The sequence below is a fragment of the Streptomyces sp. NPDC033845 genome (assembly GCF_055576225.1).
Map to the genome: position 1 here is coordinate 381,188 of NZ_JBVIRI010000001.1, position 15,850 is coordinate 397,037.

General features: G+C 69.8%; 14 protein-coding genes. 5 read left to right on the top strand and 9 right to left on the bottom strand.

Annotated features, from left to right (window positions below; genetic code table 11):
- Nucleotides 1-25: 25 nt before the first annotated feature.
- A complete protein-coding gene (ctaE, locus tag ACZ50K_RS01760) occupies nt 26-646 on the bottom strand; it encodes an aa3-type cytochrome oxidase subunit III (protein WP_468896133.1) in 621 nt (206 codons plus the stop codon).
- A gap of 210 nt (nt 647-856) precedes the next feature.
- Between ctaE and ACZ50K_RS01765 the strand changes: the two genes are divergently transcribed.
- Nucleotides 857-1,258: a hypothetical protein gene (locus ACZ50K_RS01765; protein ID WP_468896136.1), complete on the top strand. Its 402-nt coding sequence runs from the start codon at nt 857-859 to the stop codon at nt 1,256-1,258.
- A 41-nt stretch (nt 1,259-1,299) separates the two neighbouring features.
- On the opposite strand, the gene ACZ50K_RS01770 is transcribed toward ACZ50K_RS01765, so the two are convergent.
- The 4 genes from ACZ50K_RS01770 to ctaC form a co-directional block, all read right to left on the bottom strand.
- Nucleotides 1,300-2,550, bottom strand: coding sequence for a L,D-transpeptidase (locus ACZ50K_RS01770; protein ID WP_468896139.1), 1,251 nt, complete (start codon nt 2,548-2,550; stop codon nt 1,300-1,302).
- Between the two features lie 114 nt (nt 2,551-2,664).
- Entirely contained in the window at nt 2,665-3,063 is a 399-nt protein-coding gene (locus tag ACZ50K_RS01775) for a cytochrome c oxidase subunit 4 (RefSeq protein ID WP_468896142.1), read from the bottom strand.
- Nucleotides 3,060-4,784 carry an aa3-type cytochrome oxidase subunit I gene (gene ctaD / locus ACZ50K_RS01780; RefSeq protein WP_468896145.1) on the bottom strand — a complete coding sequence of 575 codons (1,725 nt, stop codon included), beginning with the start codon at nt 4,782-4,784 and terminating at the stop codon, nt 3,060-3,062. Before ctaD ends, ACZ50K_RS01775 begins: the two co-directional genes overlap by 4 nt.
- The gene (ctaC, locus tag ACZ50K_RS01785) at nt 4,781-5,788 is read right to left on the bottom strand and encodes an aa3-type cytochrome oxidase subunit II (RefSeq protein WP_468896148.1); all 1,008 of its coding nucleotides are present in this window, start codon (nt 5,786-5,788) and stop codon (nt 4,781-4,783) included. Before ctaC ends, ctaD begins: the two co-directional genes overlap by 4 nt.
- Before the next feature lie 283 nt (nt 5,789-6,071).
- Here ctaC and ACZ50K_RS01790 point away from each other — a divergent pair, with 283 nt between their 5' ends.
- Entirely contained in the window at nt 6,072-7,541 is a 1,470-nt protein-coding gene (locus ACZ50K_RS01790; protein ID WP_468896151.1) for an aminotransferase class V-fold PLP-dependent enzyme, read from the top strand.
- A gap of 66 nt (nt 7,542-7,607) precedes the next feature.
- Here the strand turns inward: ACZ50K_RS01790 and ACZ50K_RS01795 are convergent, their stop codons facing one another.
- Entirely contained in the window at nt 7,608-8,585 is a 978-nt protein-coding gene (locus tag ACZ50K_RS01795) for a carbohydrate kinase family protein (protein ID WP_468896153.1), read from the bottom strand.
- A gap of 133 nt (nt 8,586-8,718) precedes the next feature.
- Between ACZ50K_RS01795 and ACZ50K_RS01800 the strand changes: the two genes are divergently transcribed.
- Nucleotides 8,719-8,970 (top strand): hypothetical protein, encoded by a 252-nt coding sequence (locus tag ACZ50K_RS01800; RefSeq protein WP_468896156.1) that lies wholly within the window; start codon nt 8,719-8,721, stop codon nt 8,968-8,970.
- A gap of 104 nt (nt 8,971-9,074) precedes the next feature.
- Nucleotides 9,075-10,745, top strand: coding sequence for a hypothetical protein (locus tag ACZ50K_RS01805; protein ID WP_468896159.1), 1,671 nt, complete (start codon nt 9,075-9,077; stop codon nt 10,743-10,745).
- Between the two features lie 67 nt (nt 10,746-10,812).
- Here ACZ50K_RS01805 and ACZ50K_RS01810 read toward each other — a convergent pair whose 3' ends face one another.
- From ACZ50K_RS01810 to erpA, 3 genes are all read right to left on the bottom strand, one after another.
- Nucleotides 10,813-11,379 (bottom strand): hypothetical protein, encoded by a 567-nt coding sequence (locus ACZ50K_RS01810; protein ID WP_468896162.1) that lies wholly within the window; start codon nt 11,377-11,379, stop codon nt 10,813-10,815.
- The gene (locus ACZ50K_RS01815; protein ID WP_468896165.1) at nt 11,360-13,633 is read right to left on the bottom strand and encodes a hypothetical protein; all 2,274 of its coding nucleotides are present in this window, start codon (nt 13,631-13,633) and stop codon (nt 11,360-11,362) included. Before ACZ50K_RS01815 ends, ACZ50K_RS01810 begins: the two co-directional genes overlap by 20 nt.
- Nucleotides 13,634-14,022: 389 nt before the next feature.
- Nucleotides 14,023-14,379: an iron-sulfur cluster insertion protein ErpA gene (erpA, locus tag ACZ50K_RS01820; protein ID WP_468896168.1), complete on the bottom strand. Its 357-nt coding sequence runs from the start codon at nt 14,377-14,379 to the stop codon at nt 14,023-14,025.
- A gap of 255 nt (nt 14,380-14,634) precedes the next feature.
- On the opposite strand from erpA, the gene nadA reads away from it, so the two are divergent.
- The gene (nadA, locus tag ACZ50K_RS01825) at nt 14,635-15,822 is read left to right on the top strand and encodes a quinolinate synthase NadA (RefSeq protein WP_468896171.1); all 1,188 of its coding nucleotides are present in this window, start codon (nt 14,635-14,637) and stop codon (nt 15,820-15,822) included.
- The last annotated feature ends 28 nt before the right edge of the window (nt 15,823-15,850 follow it).

Consider the following 15,850-nt stretch of genomic DNA (forward strand, 5'->3'; position numbering starts at 1 on the left):
GGGGCCGGGCCCGGCGACGTGTTCGCTACTTGATCAGGTAGATCGTGGCGAAGAGGCCGATCCAGACGACATCGACGAAGTGCCAGTAGTAGGACACGACGATGGCCGAGGTGGCCTGTTCGTGGGTGAACCTCTTGGCCGCGTACGTCCGGCCGAGGACCAGCAGGAAGGCGATGAGTCCGCCCGTCACGTGCAGTCCGTGGAAGCCGGTGGTCAGGTAGAACACCGAGCCGTACGGACCGGACGAGAGGCTCATGCCCTCGTGCTTGACCAGCTCGGTGTACTCGAACACCTGGCCGCCAATGAAGATCGCACCCATGACGAACGTGATGATGAACCACGATCGGAGCTTCTTCACGTCACCGCGCTCGGCGGCGAATACGCCGAGCTGGCAGGTGAGCGAGGAAAGCACCAGGATCGTGGTGTTCGTCGCCGAGAACGGGAGGTTCAGGCTCGAAGCCTGTTCCGTCCAGTACTCGGCGCCCGTCACCGATCGCAGGGTGAAGTACATCGCGAAGAGGGCCGCGAAGAACATCAGCTCGGAACTCAACCAGATGATGGTTCCGACGCTGACGAGGTTCGGCCTGTTGACCGTCGGGTGCGCGTGCCCGGTATCTACTGTCGTTGCTGTCGCCACGACCGACATTATGTCGGTCGCTTATCCCGCCCTCACCCCGGGGGGTGCCGTTCGGAGTGTCCGAGGGGTGTGCACTGCCCGAACGGCCCATCAGATCGGCCCCTGGAGCGCCTTGCGGACGTGATCACCGGCGCGGCGGAACCGATGTTGACGGCACATCGGACGGAGTAGCATCCGGCGCATCATCAAGCGTGATTCATGTGACACGTGGAGGAACGAATGCGGGCGACTGCGCGGGTTCTGGTCTACAGCGATGACGCGAGCACCCGGGAGCAGGTGCGGCTGGCCGCCGGGCGGCGGCCCGCGGCGGACCTGCCGCCGGTGGAGTTCACGGAGTGCGCCACCCTTCCGGCCGTGCTCAGCGAGCTGGAGCAGGGCGGCATCGACGTCTGCGTGCTGGACGGCGAGGCCGTGCCGGCCGGAGGCATGGGTGTGTGCCGGCAGATCAAGGACGAGATCTTCCGGTGTCCCCCGGTGCTGCTCCTGATGGGGCGCCCGCAGGACGCCTGGCTGGCCACCTGGAGCCGCGCGGACGCGGCGGTGACCCTTCCGGTGGACCCGGTGGCGTTCCCGGAGGCGCTGGCCGCACTGCTGCGGACGCGGCTCTCCGTGAACTCCTGACCGGGCCCACCGGGCCCTGACGGTCCCCTCCCGGGGGCCTGTTACACCTGGGGCCGCAGCCGTGCCGCGTCGGCGGGGCTGCGGCCGTCCTGGGTGCCCTTGAGGAGGGCGCTGCCCTCCCTCCAGTCCTTCCAGTCCAGGTTCCAGTCGCCGTATCCGTTCCCGAACGGGTCCATGTCCTCGCCGATGCTGTTGACGACGTGGACGAGGTCGCCCTCGCGGATGTTCTCGAAGAACCAGGCGGCGTTGCCGGTGCTCATGCCGGTGCAGCCGTGGCTGACGTTCTCGTATCCGTGGGAGCCGACCGACCACGGCGCTGCGTGCACGTATTCACCGCTCCAGGTGACCCGGGTGGCCCAGTACACGTCGAGGTTGTAGTACTCGCTGCCGCCGATGCCGACGGTGTCGCCGCGCATCCGGACGTAGTACTGCTTGCCCAGCACCACCTTGATGCCGTTGCGGGTGGAGAACCCGGGCTTCCCGGTGGTGATCGGGATGGAGTTGACCACTTCTCCGTTGCGCTTGAAGGTCATCCAGTGGGTGGCCGCGTTGGTGATGACCTCGACCCGGTCGCCGATGTCCAGCTTGAGCGGCTTGGAGGCGGCACCGTGCAGGTGGTCGCCGATCCGGATGCCCTCCAGGTTGCTCCGTACGGCGACGGTGGAGTTGGCGGGCCAGTACTCCTTCGGGCGGAAGTGCAGATGGGTGCTGTCCACCCAGTGCCAGGCGCCCTCCACCGGCTTCGGCGAGGTCTCGACGACCAGGGCGCGCTCGACCACCGCGCGGGCGGCCTTGTCCTTGACCGGCTCGTTGAGCTCGGCCGTGACGGGCTGTCCGACGCCGTAGGTGCCCGCCTCCGGGCCGAATTCGACCTGGAGGACCTTCTTCGCCGGAGTGGTCTCGAACGTCAGCGTGCGCTGGCCCTGGGCCCCGCCGGCGTCCTCGGTGCGGACGGTGACGTTGTAGCGGACACCCGCGGCCAGCGGCACGGTGCTGTGCCAGCGGTCGCCCTTGGCGGAGAGTTCGCCCGCCAGTCGGCGTCCGTGCGTGTCGACGGCGGTCACATCGGTGATCCGGCTGCCGTCCAGCCCCTTGGCGGTCACCTCCAGCGGCCGGTCGGGGTCGACGGGCCGGGAGCCCGCGGCCTGGTTGAAGGCGACCTGATCGGCCGCGTCGTAGGGGCCTGACGAGCGCGGGGTGTCGCCGCCCCCGCAGGCGGTGGCGCCGGCCCCGAGGGACGCGACCAGCAGGGAGCAGCCGATGACCGTCCAAAGACGCGGTGTGTGACTCATGAGGCAACGCTATGAACATATGACGATCACTGCGCGCGGGGTGACTGCAAACGAGGGGCCCGGACTCCTCCGAAGAGGTGTCCGGGCCCCGGGTCCGACTGCTGCGGCGGGTTCCTACTGGTTCTGGTTCTCGCCGCGGTAGTACTCGTACACCCAGCCCCACAGGCCGATCAGGATGACCGGAGCCGAGAAGTACATCAGCCACCAGCCGAAGATGACGCCGCTGAAGGCGAGCGCGCCACCGACGGCCAGGGAGAGCGGCTGCCAGCTGTGCGGGGAGAAGAACCCCAGGTCGCCGGCCTCGTCCGCGACGTCGGCCTCCTTGTTGTCCTGGGCCATCTCGTCCACGCGCTTGGCCGTGAAGGCCAGGTAGTAGCCGATCATGACGCTCAGGCCGAAGGCCAGGAACAGAGCGGTGGTGCCGACCGGCTCCTTCGACCACACGCCGTACACGACGGCCATGATCAGAATGAAGGCGGAGAGCCAGAGGAACATCTTGCCCTGGATCTTCACTTGCCGGCCTCCTTGCCACCGGTGACGGCCGCGGGGGTGTGGTCCTCAAGGTGTTCGAGGGCCGCGATCTCCGGGTGGTGCAGGTCGAACGCCGGGGATTCGGAACGGATCCGCGGCAGGGTGAGGAAGTTGTGCCGCGGCGGCGGGCAGGAAGTCGCCCATTCGAGCGAACGGCCGTAGCCCCACGGGTCGTCGACCTCGATCTTCTTGCCGTACTTGGCGGTCTTCCACACGTTGTACATGAAGGGAAGCATCGACAGGCCGAGCAGGAAGGAGCTGATCGTGGAGATGGTGTTCAGGGTGGTGAAGCCGTCGGCCGCCAGGTAGTCGGCGTAACGGCGGGCCATGCCCTCGGCGCCCAGCCAGTGCTGCACCAGGAAGGTCCCGTGGAAGCCGATGAACAGCGTCCAGAAGGTGATCTTGCCGAGGCGCTCGTCCAGCATCTTGCCCGTGAACTTCGGCCACCAGAAGTGGAAGCCGGAGAACATCGCGAAGACCACGGTGCCGAAGATGACGTAGTGGAAGTGCGCGACGACGAAGTACGAGTCGGAGACGTGGAAGTCCATCGGGGGCGAGGCCAGGATGACGCCGGTCAGACCACCGAAGGTGAAGGTGATCAGGAAGCCGACGGCCCAGAGCATCGGGGTCTCGAAGGACAGCGAGCCCTTCCACATGGTGCCGATCCAGTTGAAGAACTTCACACCGGTCGGTACCGCGATCAGGAAGGTCATGAAGGAGAAGAACGGCAGCAGCACACCGCCGGTGACGTACATGTGGTGCGCCCACACCGTCACCGAGAGGCCGGCGATCGCGATGGTGGCGGCGATCAGGCCGATGTAGCCGAACATCGGCTTCCGGGAGAAGACCGGGATGACCTCGGAAATGATTCCGAAGAACGGTAGCGCGATGATGTACACCTCTGGATGGCCGAAGAACCAGAAGAGGTGCTGCCAGAGCAGTGCTCCGCCGTTGGCGGAGTCGAACACGTGCGCACCGAACTTCCGGTCGGCCTCCAGCGCGAACAGCGCGGCGGCCAGCACCGGGAAGGCGAGCAGGACCAGGACACCGGTCAGCAGCACGTTCCAGGTGAAGATCGGCATGCGGAACATCGTCATGCCGGGAGCGCGCATGCAGATGATCGTGGTGATGAAGTTGACCGAGCCGAGGATGGTGCCGAAGCCGGAGAAGGCCAGACCCATGATCCACATGTCGGCGCCGATGCCCGGCGAACGGACCGCGTCCGACAGCGGGGAGTAGGCGAACCAGCCGAAGTCGGCGGCGCCGTTCGGCGTCACGAAGCCGGCCACCGCGATGGTCGAGCCGAAGAGGTACAGCCAGTACGCGAACATGTTCAGCCGCGGGAACGCCACGTCGGGCGCGCCGATCTGCAGCGGCATGATCCAGTTCGCGAAGCCCGCGAACAGCGGGGTGGCGAACATCAGCAGCATGATCGTGCCATGCATGGTGAACGCCTGGTTGAACTGCTCGTTCGACATGATCTGCGTGCCCGGACGGGCCAGCTCGGCGCGCATGAACAGCGCCATGACGCCGCCGATGATGAAGAACACGAACGAGGTGACCAGGTAGAGCGTACCGATGGTCTTGTGGTCAGTGGTGGTGAGCCACTTCACGACCACGTTTCCCGGCTGCTTGCGGCGTACCGGCAGCTCGTTCTCGTACGAGTCTGCGGCGGCACCCTGGGGTTCGTTGAGGATGCTCACAGTTTGTTCGTCTCCGCGTTCCGGGCCGGGTCAGTCTGCTTGATGCCGGCCGGCAGGAAGCCGGTCTGCCCCTTCTCGGCCAGTTCCTTGAGGTGCGCCCGGTACTCCTCCGGCGAGACGACCTTCACGTTGAAGAGCATCCGGGAGTGGTCGACGCCGCAGAGCTCGGCGCACTTGCCCATGAAGACGCCCTCTTCGGTCGGGGTGACCTCGAAGACATTGGTGTGGCCCGGGATGACGTCCTGCTTGAACAGGAACGGGACCACCCAGAAGGAGTGGATGACGTCGTTGGACGACAGGATGAAGCGGACCTTCTCGCCCTTGGGCAGGTAGAGGGTCGGACCCGGCCAGCCCTTCTCGGGGTTCCGGTCGCTCGGGACGCCCTTCTGGTAGACGCCTTCGGCGCCCGCCGGGAAGTCCTTGGTGTACCGGTCCGGGATGTTGGCGAGCTCCTTGGGGACCTCGCCCGCCTTGCCGGTGGCCGGGTCGCCGTCCACGTCCTCGACGTAGTTGAAGCCCCAGCTCCACTGGAAGCCGACCACGTTGATGGTGTGGGCGGGCTTCGCGGAGAGCGCGAGGAGCTTCGACTCGTCCCGGGCGGTGAAGTAGAACAGCACCGAGACGATGATCAGCGGGACCACGGTGTACAGGGCCTCGATGGGCATGTTGTACCGGGTCTGCGGCGGGACCTCCACCTTGGTGCGGCTGCGCCGGTGGAAGATCACACTCCAGATGATCAGGCCCCAGACCAGGATGCCCGTGACCAGTGCGGCCGCCCACGACCCCTGCCACAGCGAGAGGATGCGCGGAGCCTCTTCGGTGATCGGGTCCGGCATTCCGAGGTTGGGGAAGTCTTTATATGTGTACGAGCAACCGGTGGCGGTTGCCAGGACCGCACCCGCCGTCAGCGCCTGCAGCAGCTTCCGCCGCATCGGGCGCCGCGGCATGGGGGTACCTCCCATGCCCTTCGGGCGATGGGGGAGGTCGGAGCCGTAGGGACTCACGTAGCGCCTTCCCGAGAGTCTCGGCCCGCGCGGCCGGCCGCGGCCGTCTGTCGGGTCGGTCGCCGGCCCTGACGCAGGCAGGGGTTTGGATGTTTATGCGGACCAAACCCTACTGGACGCTATTTGGGGTCGCGCGGGGAGGGTGCCCAACGCGCCGCTACTGCCCCCGAAGGGGTGGCTCCCCCGTACGGGGGACGGTCTGGCCGGCGCCGAACTGCGGGGCCGGGCAGCGGACTGACGACCCCTGACCCGGGGCCCCCGGAGGCTGCTCTACGGTGACCGGATGCCGTATTTCGACGCCGCTTCCGCCGCCCCGCTGCACCCGGTCGCCCGGCAGGCCCTGCAGGCCGCCCTGGACGAGGGCTGGGCGGACCCGGCCCGGCTGTACCGGGAGGGCCGGCGGGCGAGGCTGCTGCTGGACGCCGCGCGGGAGGCCGCCGCGGAGGCGGTGGGCTGCCGTCCGGACGAGCTCGTGTTCACTCCTTCGGGGACGCACGCGGTTCACTCGGGGATCGCCGGAGCCCTCGCGGGCCGCCGGCGGGTCGGCGGCCACCTGGCCGTATCGGCGGTCGAACACAGTTCTGTACTGCACGCGGCCCGGGAACACGAGGCGCGCGGCGGCACCCTGACGGAGGTCCCGGTGGACCGGACCGGCGCGGTGTCCGCCGCCGGCTACGCCGCGGCGCTGCGCCCGGACACCGCGCTGGCCTGTCTGCAGTCCGCCAACCACGAGGTGGGCACGGTCCAGCCGGTCGCCGAGGTGGCCGGGCACTGCGCGGCCGCCGGGGTGCCGCTGCTGGTGGACGCCGCCCAGTCGCTGGGCTGGGGACCGGTCGCGGACGGCTGGTCGCTGCTCGCCGCGAGCGCCCACAAGTGGGGCGGCCCGCCCGGGGTCGGTCTGCTCGCGGTCCGCAAGGGGGTCCGCTTCTCCCCCCAACACCCTTCGGACGAGCGGGAGTCGGGGCGCTCCCCCGGGTTCGCCAACCTGCCCGCGATCGTGGCGGCGGCCGCCTCCCTGCGGGCGGTCCGGGCCGAGGCGGACACGGAGGCGGCCCGGCTGCGGGTGCTCGTCGACCGGATCCGGCGGCGGGTGGCCCGACTGGTCCCGGACGTGGAGGTGGTGGGCGACGGCGAGCGGCGGCTGCCGCACCTGGTCACCTTCTCCTGTCTCTACGTGGACGGGGAGGCGCTGCTGCACGAGCTGGACCGGGCCGGGTTCTCGGTGTCCTCCGGCTCCTCCTGCACCAGCTCCACGCTGACGCCCAGCCATGTGCTGAAGGCGATGGGGGTGCTGTCGGAGGGCAACGTCCGGGTCTCGCTGCCGGCCGGGACCACCGCCGAGGAGGTCAACGCCTTCCTGGAGGCGCTGCCCCGGGCGGTGGCCGGGGTCCGCGAGACCCTCGGCGTGTCGGCCCCGGCGCCGGCCGTGCCGGAGGCGGCGGAGCTCACCCTGGACGCGCTGGGGCTGCGCTGCCCGCAGCCGGTGATCGAACTGGCCCGGGCCATCGGGCGGGTCCCGGTGGGCGGCGTGGTCACGGTGCTGTCGGACGACGAGGTGGCCCGGCTGGACATCCCCGCCTGGTGCGCCATGCTCGGGCACGACTACCTCGGCGAGTCCCCGGCGCCGGAGGCGGACGCCGAGACCGGGGCCGGGGCTGCGGGCGCCAGGGCGACGGATGGCGGGGCGACGGGCGCCGGGGCGACGGATGGCGGGGCGGCCGGGGTCGCGTACCGGGTCCGGCGCGCCCACTGAGACGGCGCCGCACCCCCGTGGGGCGCGGCGCCGCTCCCCGGCGCGCCGGGCGCCGGTCGCCTCGGGTCAGCCGCCGATGTGGGCGCCGACCTCGGCGGCGGCGGTGTCGCCGTAGGCCTTGGTGAACCGCTCCATGAAGTGGGCTCGGGCCAGCGTGTACTCCTGGGTGCCCAGGGTCTCGATCACCAGGGTGGCGAGCATGCAGCCCACCTGGGCGGCCCGCTCCAGGCCGACGCCCCAGCCGAGACCGGTCAGGAAGCCCGCGCGGAAGGCGTCGCCGACACCGGTCGGGTCGACCTTGGCGGTCTCCTCCGCGCAGCCCACGACGATGGGCTCCTCGCCGGCCCGCTCGATCCGCACCCCGCGCGAGCCGAGGGTGGTCACCCGGATGCCGACCTTGCCGAGGATCTCCTCGTCGGTCCAGCCGGACTTCGACTCGATGAGGCCCTTCTCGTACTCGTTGGAGAAGAGGTACGCCGCCCCCTCCATCAGGGTGCGGATGTTGTCGCCGTCCATCCGGGCGATCTGCTGCGAGAAGTCGGCGGCGAACGGGATGCCCCGGGTCCGGCACTCCTCGGTGTGGCGGAGCATCGCCTCCGGGTCGTCGGCTCCGATCAGGACCAGGTCGAGGCCACCGACCCGGTCGGCGACGGCCTTGAGCTCGATCAGCCGGGCCTCGCTCATGGCCCCGGTGTAGAAGGAGCCGATCTGGTTGTGGTCGGCGTCCGTGGTGCACACGAAGCGGGCGGTGTGCAGCACCTCGGAGATCCGTACGGACTCGGTGTCGACCCCGTGCCGGTCCAGCCAGGCGCGGTACTCGTCGAAGTCGGAGCCCGCGGCGCCGACCAGGATCGGCCGGCTGCCCAGCTGCCCCATGCCGAAGCAGATGTTCGGGCCGACCCCGCCCCGTCGGACGTCGAGGTTGTCGACGAGGAAGGAGAGGGAGACCGTGTGCAGCTGGTCCGCGACCAGCTGGTCGGCGAAGCGGCCGGGGAAGGTCATGAGGTGGTCGGTGGCGATGGAGCCGGTGACTGCGATACGCACGGCGTGGATGCTCCTGCGAAGGGGCGGCAAGGGGACAGTCCACGCTACCCGGTCGGGAACGGTCGACCGACCGGGCGAAACTACCCGATAGTAGCTCTTACCGGACGAGGGCTTCCCGGCCTACGGTGCCCCCATGACCACCTCGAACAGCGTCGTTCACCCCTCGTACACCGCCCAGTACAGCGGCCCCGGGCGCGCCGGGGAAGCCTTCGGCAGGCCAGGTTTCGCGGAACTCCTCGGCGACTGCGCCAGGATGGCCCCGCACTGGGCGGTCCCGGCGGAACCCGCCCCGGCGCCGGTGAGCGCCGACCGGATCCACGGGGTCCGGGTGCCGGCGGCCTCGGCCCGGCTGATCGCGGGCACCGCGCAGTACGGGGACCAGTAGGGCAGGAACTCCCGCGGGCGCCCGCGGGAGTTACGGGAACCGGTTGCCCTTCTGTTCCGTCCCACCGGCACCACGGTCGGCACGGCAGGCGAAGGAGCGATGCGGTGGACAAGGGACAGCACCCCGGCACGACCGACCCGGCGGACGGGACGGACGGGACACACGGGGCGGACGCGGCAGGCGGGACGGGCGCGGCAGGCGGTACCGGCGCGGTCGGCGGGACGGGCGCGGCGCCCACGGCGCTCGGGTCCGGGGCGGCGGCGGGCGATGCCGCGGGCGCGGGCCCGGGCGCGGGGACCGACTCCGAGGCGGCGGCGGGTCCGGGTGCCGAGGCCGGGACGGGGCGGCGGCCGTGGCGGCGGTCGGGCGCGGCGGTCGCCGCGGTCGCGACCGCGGTGCTGCTGGCCGGCGGCGGCACCGCCTACTGGGCGACCGCCGCCCAGGGCGGCGGCTCGGCCTCCGCCACGCTGAGCGCCCAGGACGCCGCCGCCAAGGGCGCCCCCTCCCCGGGGGGCTCCCCCGGCACCTCCCGGGACACCGATCCGCCGCCCGGAATCGCCCCGGGGGAACCCGATCCCTCCGGCGAACGGGTGGTGTACGAGGCCAAGGGGCCGCTGCCCACCGGCCCTGACCGGGCCCCGGTGCTCAAGGCGACCGGCCAGGTGACCGAGGCCGAGGTGGCCCGCCTCGCCGCCGCACTCGGCGTACCGGGCACTCCCCGGCTCACCGGCGAGCTGTGGCGGGTGGGCACCGACCGGGAGGGCGAGGGCCCCCGGCTCCAGGTGAACCGGCAGGCCCCCGGCACCTGGAACTTCACCCGGCACCGCGCGACCGGCGGCGACGACTGCGTCCGCGGCAAGGACACCTGCGGCCCGGCCACCCTGCCCGAACCCCCGGTGGCCCCGGGCGCCCCGGCGCCGGGGACCGGCGGGACCCCCGTCCCGGAGGAGGCGGCGAAGGCGGCCGCGGCCCCGGTGCTGAGCGCCACCGGACTGCTCGGCGCCAAGCTGGACACCCGGCTGACCCAGGGCCCGGTCCGGGTGGTCGTCGCCGACCCGGTGTTCCTCGGGTTCCCGAGCCAGGGCTGGTCCACCCGTATCAGCGTGGGTGCGGACGGATCGGTGGTGGCCGGCAGCGGCGAGCTGAAGGCCCCCGAGCCGACGGACGAGCGTCCGGTGGTCGCCGCCCAGGAGGCCCTGGACCGGCTGAACGCGGCCTCCCGGCCGGTCACCGGCCCGCCCGGATGCGCCACCGCCGTCCCCCTGGACAGCGAGACCGTACGGACCGACGGCGTGGGCACCCAGGACCCGGCCCCCTGCAACCCTGAGCCGCGCCCGATCAAGCCCCCGCGCACCGAGACGGTGGTCGGTGCGGTCCTCGGGCTGACCGGCGGCACGGTGGACGGGGCCCGGGCCCTGGTGCCGGCCTGGCTGTTCGAGGTGGCGGGCCGCGACGGCGGCCCCGGCCACACGGTGGCCCAGACGGCCGAGCAGACGGCGAAGACCGGTGTGAAGACGGTCCCGGGGTTCTCGTACGACGCGGCCGACCGCGAGCTGACCGTGCACTTCTGGGGCGGCGCGTGCAGCACCTACGGGCTGGAGGTCTCGGAGCACCCGGAGTCGGTGATGGTGCGGATCGTCGACACGCCGAAGGAGCCGGGCCGGGCCTGCATCCTGCTGGCCCAGGAGATGTCGATGACGGCCAAACTGGAGCGCCCCCTGGGCGACCGCAAGGTCCTGGACGCGACCACCGCCGAGGAACTCCCCCGCACCTGACCCGACCCCCGACCACCACCAGCCGAAGGGCCCGCACCGGAATCCCGGTGCGGGCCTCCGTTCGCCCTCAGTCCTCGGGAACCCCGCTGATGATGGCCCGACAGGGTGAGTCCTGGTAGTACTTCCGCCCGCCCTGTGTGTAGTGCAGCCGGCAGCGCGTGAACCGCCCGCCCTCGATGGTCTCCACCCGGATCCGGGCCATGAAGAAGACGTTGTTGTCCCCGTCCGGCGCGGGCGCCAGCTCGATCGCCCTCCCGGCGTGGTTCTTCAGCTTCCGAAAGTCGATCGTCCCGTTGCCATCGGGCCAGAGCAGCGGGACACCATCCGTCTCGGCCGCGTCGAACGCCGCGTACTCCATCACCCTGAGCCCTCCGGAGAGGTCCTCGATGGTGGTCCCGGTGAGCCGCAGGGGCGCGTCCGTGTCATTGAGCACCAACGGCAGCGCGACCCACCACTCCTCCCCCACCTTGGCGTTCTCGGTGCCCGCCTCCATCCCGGGCTCCGCCCCGTTGTAGAGGCCCTTGCCCGCGATCTCCCCCACACCGGCGGGCGCCCCCGTCACCGGGGACGCGGGCAGCAGCCCGATCACCACCGCCGCCACGGCGAGCGCCGTCCTAGTACGAGTAGAAGACACCTGGATTCCCCGCTCCCACGCGGGACCTGTAGCCCCAGATGTCATGTTTGATGGGCTGGGTGCCGGCCAGGATCCGCTGCTTGTGGTCCCTGTCGTACTGCGTGTACACGGACATCGAGAGGTAGAACGGGGTTGCGGCGGTGGTGTACTTGAGGCTGCGGCCGGTACTGATCTGCGTGTACGTGCCGGGCCACACCACGCTGCGCTTCTCCGGGTCCGATTTACGGAAGGCCTCATAGCCGTTTGCGAAGAGCAGGTTCCTGCCGGTGACGCCGGCGTACCCCCCGGCGGGAACGTGGTAACCGACCGGCACGACTTCCTCGTAGCTACTCCGGGGCACACCACCGCAGTAGTACGTCACCTTGCGCTTGTGGTACATGATCGGGATTCGGTAGTGCGTGGCGAACTTCGGCCCCCGATTGCTGAATCCAGTGCTCGTCGCGGCCCAGGAGTTCATCGCCACCGTGCCGCCGAGGGTCCATTTACCGGAAGATTTGATCATGATGTCGAAGCCGTTCGAGAGCTTGCTCTCGAACTCGAAGGATGCGTAGGCGTCCAAGTAGGCGTGCGCCTCGCCGACGATCGTGTACTGCACGTCCTTGCTCAGCACCCTGTTCAGCCAATAGCAGGTCTCGCTGCCCGTGGGTACCGGCTCGGGACGGACCGCCTCGGCGCTGAGGTCCTTGCCGTTGATCAGGTACGGATTGAACTGAGCCGGCGCCGGCTCCCGGTCACTCAGCCACTTGGGCTTCGGAGCGGTCGGGTTGGCACGGGGGTTCGCCGCCTGCGTGGCAGCGTAGGAGTTCGCGCCCTCGGCGGGTGAGGGTGCCTCTTCCGTGGGAGCGGTGCCCTCCGCGGCCGGCAGCAGCGCCACAGTGTGCTCGGGTTCCGCGGCAGCAGCGGCGGCGAGCTCGCCGGGAGCCGCACCCGCCGGTTCGATCGGCTCCGGCACGGCCGGAAGGGTGTCCGAGCCGAACATGCGAACGCCGGAGGTCGTCACCGCGCCGGTCGCAGCAGTGACGTTCACGATGCCGCCGTTGGCGTCCGCCGCCGCTTGGACCTTGGCGGGCAGCTTCTCCGGGAGAACCAGGGACCAGCTCCCGTCGCTCCCGGTCGTGACCGTGCCGAGAACCGGCAGTCTCGTATCGGAACCGTCAGCGTTCATCAGCTCGGGGTTGACGGCCCGGACGTCCACCTTCAGTCCTGCGGCCGGGGCCCCACTGCCGAGGGTGAACTTCCCGGACACCCTGCGTGGCCCCGTCGGCTTCTCGGGAACGGGTTCCGGCTGGACGGGAGTCTCGGGACCGGACGGAGGCGGAGTGGTACCGGGGATGACCGGTTTTCCTCCGGCCGGGTCCACCAGGCACGCCGCCACGTCCGTCAGCACGCGGCCCTCCGGCATCGATGAGCGGACGTCGGTCGACGCCGTGGCGTACGAGTCGCCGGTGTAGCTCTTGACGGGTCCTGCACCTGCCCGGGTGTAGAGCGTCCCGGGCCCCGGAGACCACGCAGCCGTCGTACCGGCGGTCAGGCCAGTGGCAACGACTTCCGGGTCGTGGATCGGCGGCCGGCCGTCAGGCAGGTTCTCCTTGTAGGTCCAGCGGGTCAGCACCGCGCCTTTGAGCGAGTAGACGTGGCCCGCGGTCGCCCAGACTTCATCGGCGCCTCGCAGCGCCGCAGCTACGGGGGCCGTGGCGGGGATCGTCGCTCGCCACAGGACCGAGCCGTCGCCGGTCTCGGCCTCGCCCTGGGCATAGATCGAGATCGATCCGTCGTTCTTCTGCTCGAAGATTCGCCCGTAGGTGCTCTTGTAGAGCACGGGACCGGTGCCCGCGGGCACGTCACCCGCACTGGCCCATACGCGCTCCGCCGGCGTCCAGTCGCCTCCGTAGGTCTTGACCGGAGTCAGCATCGAACCTCCGGTGGCGGACTTGTCCTTGTACGACTGCAGCGCACCGTCGACCCGGTCGAAACCGTAGAAGACCCCGTTCCCCCCGCCGAAGAGGTAGGTCAGCCCCGGCACCGTGGCGGTTCGCGCGTCCTCGACGAAGGTGCCGTCCTTGTTACCGGACTTCGGCCTCCAGTCGTAGTACTTGCGCAAGATCTGCGGAGTGCCGAGGAGTCCGGTGTCCTCCAGGACGTACGCGGCCACGTACGACTCGCACTGCTCCGCGGCGGCGGCTTCGGTCGCGCCGACGACCGTCGGTGCGGTCACCAGGCCGGCCATGAGTGCGCCGGAGATCAGCAGTTTCATACCCCGGTCACCACGACCGGTCTTGCTCGACTTCACGTTCCCCCCATGGAACCGTTCTGACCAGGCACTTTGCTGCCCGGACGGTGTCGATGGGACCACATCAGGAGTGCCTTGACCAGGCACTTCATCCGGAGGGGCGGACTCCGAACAGGCCGGCGGTTGATCGTTTTATGTCGGTTCAACCACAAGGGGGGAGTCGGATCTGAGCAACGCTTGAGGGAGGTCCGTCCAGCCGCTTTGCCCAGTTATTACGCAAGCTCATGAGAGGCGGTCGCGATCAGGCCACACCTTCCGACCACAACCGGCCGAGGCGACGCGAAACGGCCCCCAGGACCGGTGGGGTCCTGGGGGCCGTCTTCGCGCAGCGGGGCTGGAGGCCCCCGGAGCGCTTAGCTGAAGGAGTCGCCGCAGGCGCAGGAGCCGGTGGCGTTGGGGTTGTCGATGGTGAAGCCCTGCTTCTCGATGGTGTCGACGAAGTCGATCGAGGCGCCGATCAGGTACGGGGCGCTCATGCGGTCGGTGACCACCTTGACGCCGTCGAAGTCCTTGACGACGTCGCCGTCGAGCGAGCGCTCGTCGAAGAAGAGCTGGTAGCGCAGGCCGGAGCAGCCACCGGGCTGGACGGCGACGCGGAGGGCCAGGTCTTCGCGGCCCTCCTGCTCCAGCAGGGCCTTGACCTTGGCGGCGGCGGCGTCGGACAGGAGGATGCCGTCGCTCACAGTGGTCTTCTCGTCCTGAACGGACATCTGCATTCACTCCCGAAGTGGGGCGGACTCTTGCCGTCGGCTGCAACCGACGCGGCCTCGGATTCATTCCCATGCTCGCACACGGATGTGGAGGGGTGGGTCGGACCGATGACGAGGGGCGAATTCGTCACATCGACACTATCGGCATCGTCAAAGTGACGTGAAGCGGTTATGATAGATAGCGTCAAATAGACGAGAAGCCGATATCTTCCTGGACCGACCAGGACCGAGTCTCGTAGTCGCGGAACAGAAAGGGTGCGTGTCGTGACCACCGCCCAGCCTTTGGACGTCCAGCCGACGCCCCTTGCCCTGCTGCTGCTCGGCCGCGAAGCCGACCCCAAGAGCGAGCGCGGGGTGGAATGCCCCGGCGACCTGCCGTCCCCCTCGGACCCGGACCTGGTGGCCCGGGCCCGTGCGGCCAAGGAGAAGCTCGGGGACAAGGTCTTCATCCTCGGGCACCACTACCAGCGTGACGAGGTCATCGAGTTCGCGGACGTCACCGGTGACTCCTTCAAGCTCGCCCGGGACGCGGCGGCCAAGCCGGAGGCCGAGTACATCGTGTTCTGCGGTGTGCACTTCATGGCCGAGTCCGCCGACATTCTGACCACCGACGACCAGAAGGTGGTCCTCCCGGACCTCGCGGCCGGCTGCTCGATGGCCGACATGGCCACCGCCGAGCAGGTCGCGGAGTGCTGGGACGTGCTGACCGAGGCCGGGATCGCCGATGTGACGGTGCCCGTCTCGTACATGAACTCCTCCGCCGACATCAAGGCCTTCACCGGCAAGCACGGCGGCACCATCTGCACCTCCTCCAACGCGAAGAAGGCCCTGGACTGGGCCTTCGAGCAGGGCGAGAAGGTGCTGTTCCTGCCGGACCAGCACCTGGGCCGGAACACCGCCGTCCGCGACATGGGCATGTCCCTGGACGACTGCGTGCTCTACAACCCGCACAAGCCGAACGGCGGACTGACCGCCGAGCAGCTGCGGAACGCCAAGATGATCCTGTGGCGCGGGCACTGCTCGGTGCACGGCCGGTTCTCGCTGGACTCGGTGAACGACGTGCGCGAGCGGATCCCCGGCGTCAACGTGCTGGTGCACCCCGAGTGCAAGCACGAGGTGGTGGCGGCCGCGGACTACGTGGGCTCCACCGAGTACATCATCAAGGCGCTGGAGGCGGCCCCGGCCGGCTCCAAGTGGGCCATCGGCACCGAGCTGAACCTGGTCAAGCGGCTGGCGAATCGATTCGCCGCCGAGGACAAGGAAGTCGTCTTCCTCGACAAGACGGTCTGCTTCTGCTCGACGATGAACCGCATCGACCTGCCCCACCTGGTGTGGACCCTGGAATCCCTGGCCGAGGGCAACCTGGTCAACCAGATCCGGGTGGACAAGGAGACCGAGAGCTTCGCGAAGCTGGCACTGGAGCGGATGCTGGCGCTGCCGTAGCGGTTCGTGTGTCCGGGAGGGGCGCCCC

Coding starts and splice junctions, on each gene's coding strand:
- ACZ50K_RS01765 (WP_468896136.1), top strand. CDS start 857: ATGCGGGCGACTGCGCGGGTTCTGGTCTACAGCGATGACGCGAGCACC.
- ACZ50K_RS01790 (WP_468896151.1), top strand. CDS start 6,072: ATGCCGTATTTCGACGCCGCTTCCGCCGCCCCGCTGCACCCGGTCGCC.
- ACZ50K_RS01800 (WP_468896156.1), top strand. CDS start 8,719: ATGACCACCTCGAACAGCGTCGTTCACCCCTCGTACACCGCCCAGTAC.
- ACZ50K_RS01770 (WP_468896139.1), bottom strand. CDS start 2,550: ATGAGTCACACACCGCGTCTTTGGACGGTCATCGGCTGCTCCCTGCTG.
- erpA (WP_468896168.1), bottom strand. CDS start 14,379: ATGTCCGTTCAGGACGAGAAGACCACTGTGAGCGACGGCATCCTCCTG.
- ACZ50K_RS01815 (WP_468896165.1), bottom strand. CDS start 13,633: ATGAAACTGCTGATCTCCGGCGCACTCATGGCCGGCCTGGTGACCGCA.
- ctaE (WP_468896133.1), bottom strand. CDS start 646: ATGTCGGTCGTGGCGACAGCAACGACAGTAGATACCGGGCACGCGCAC.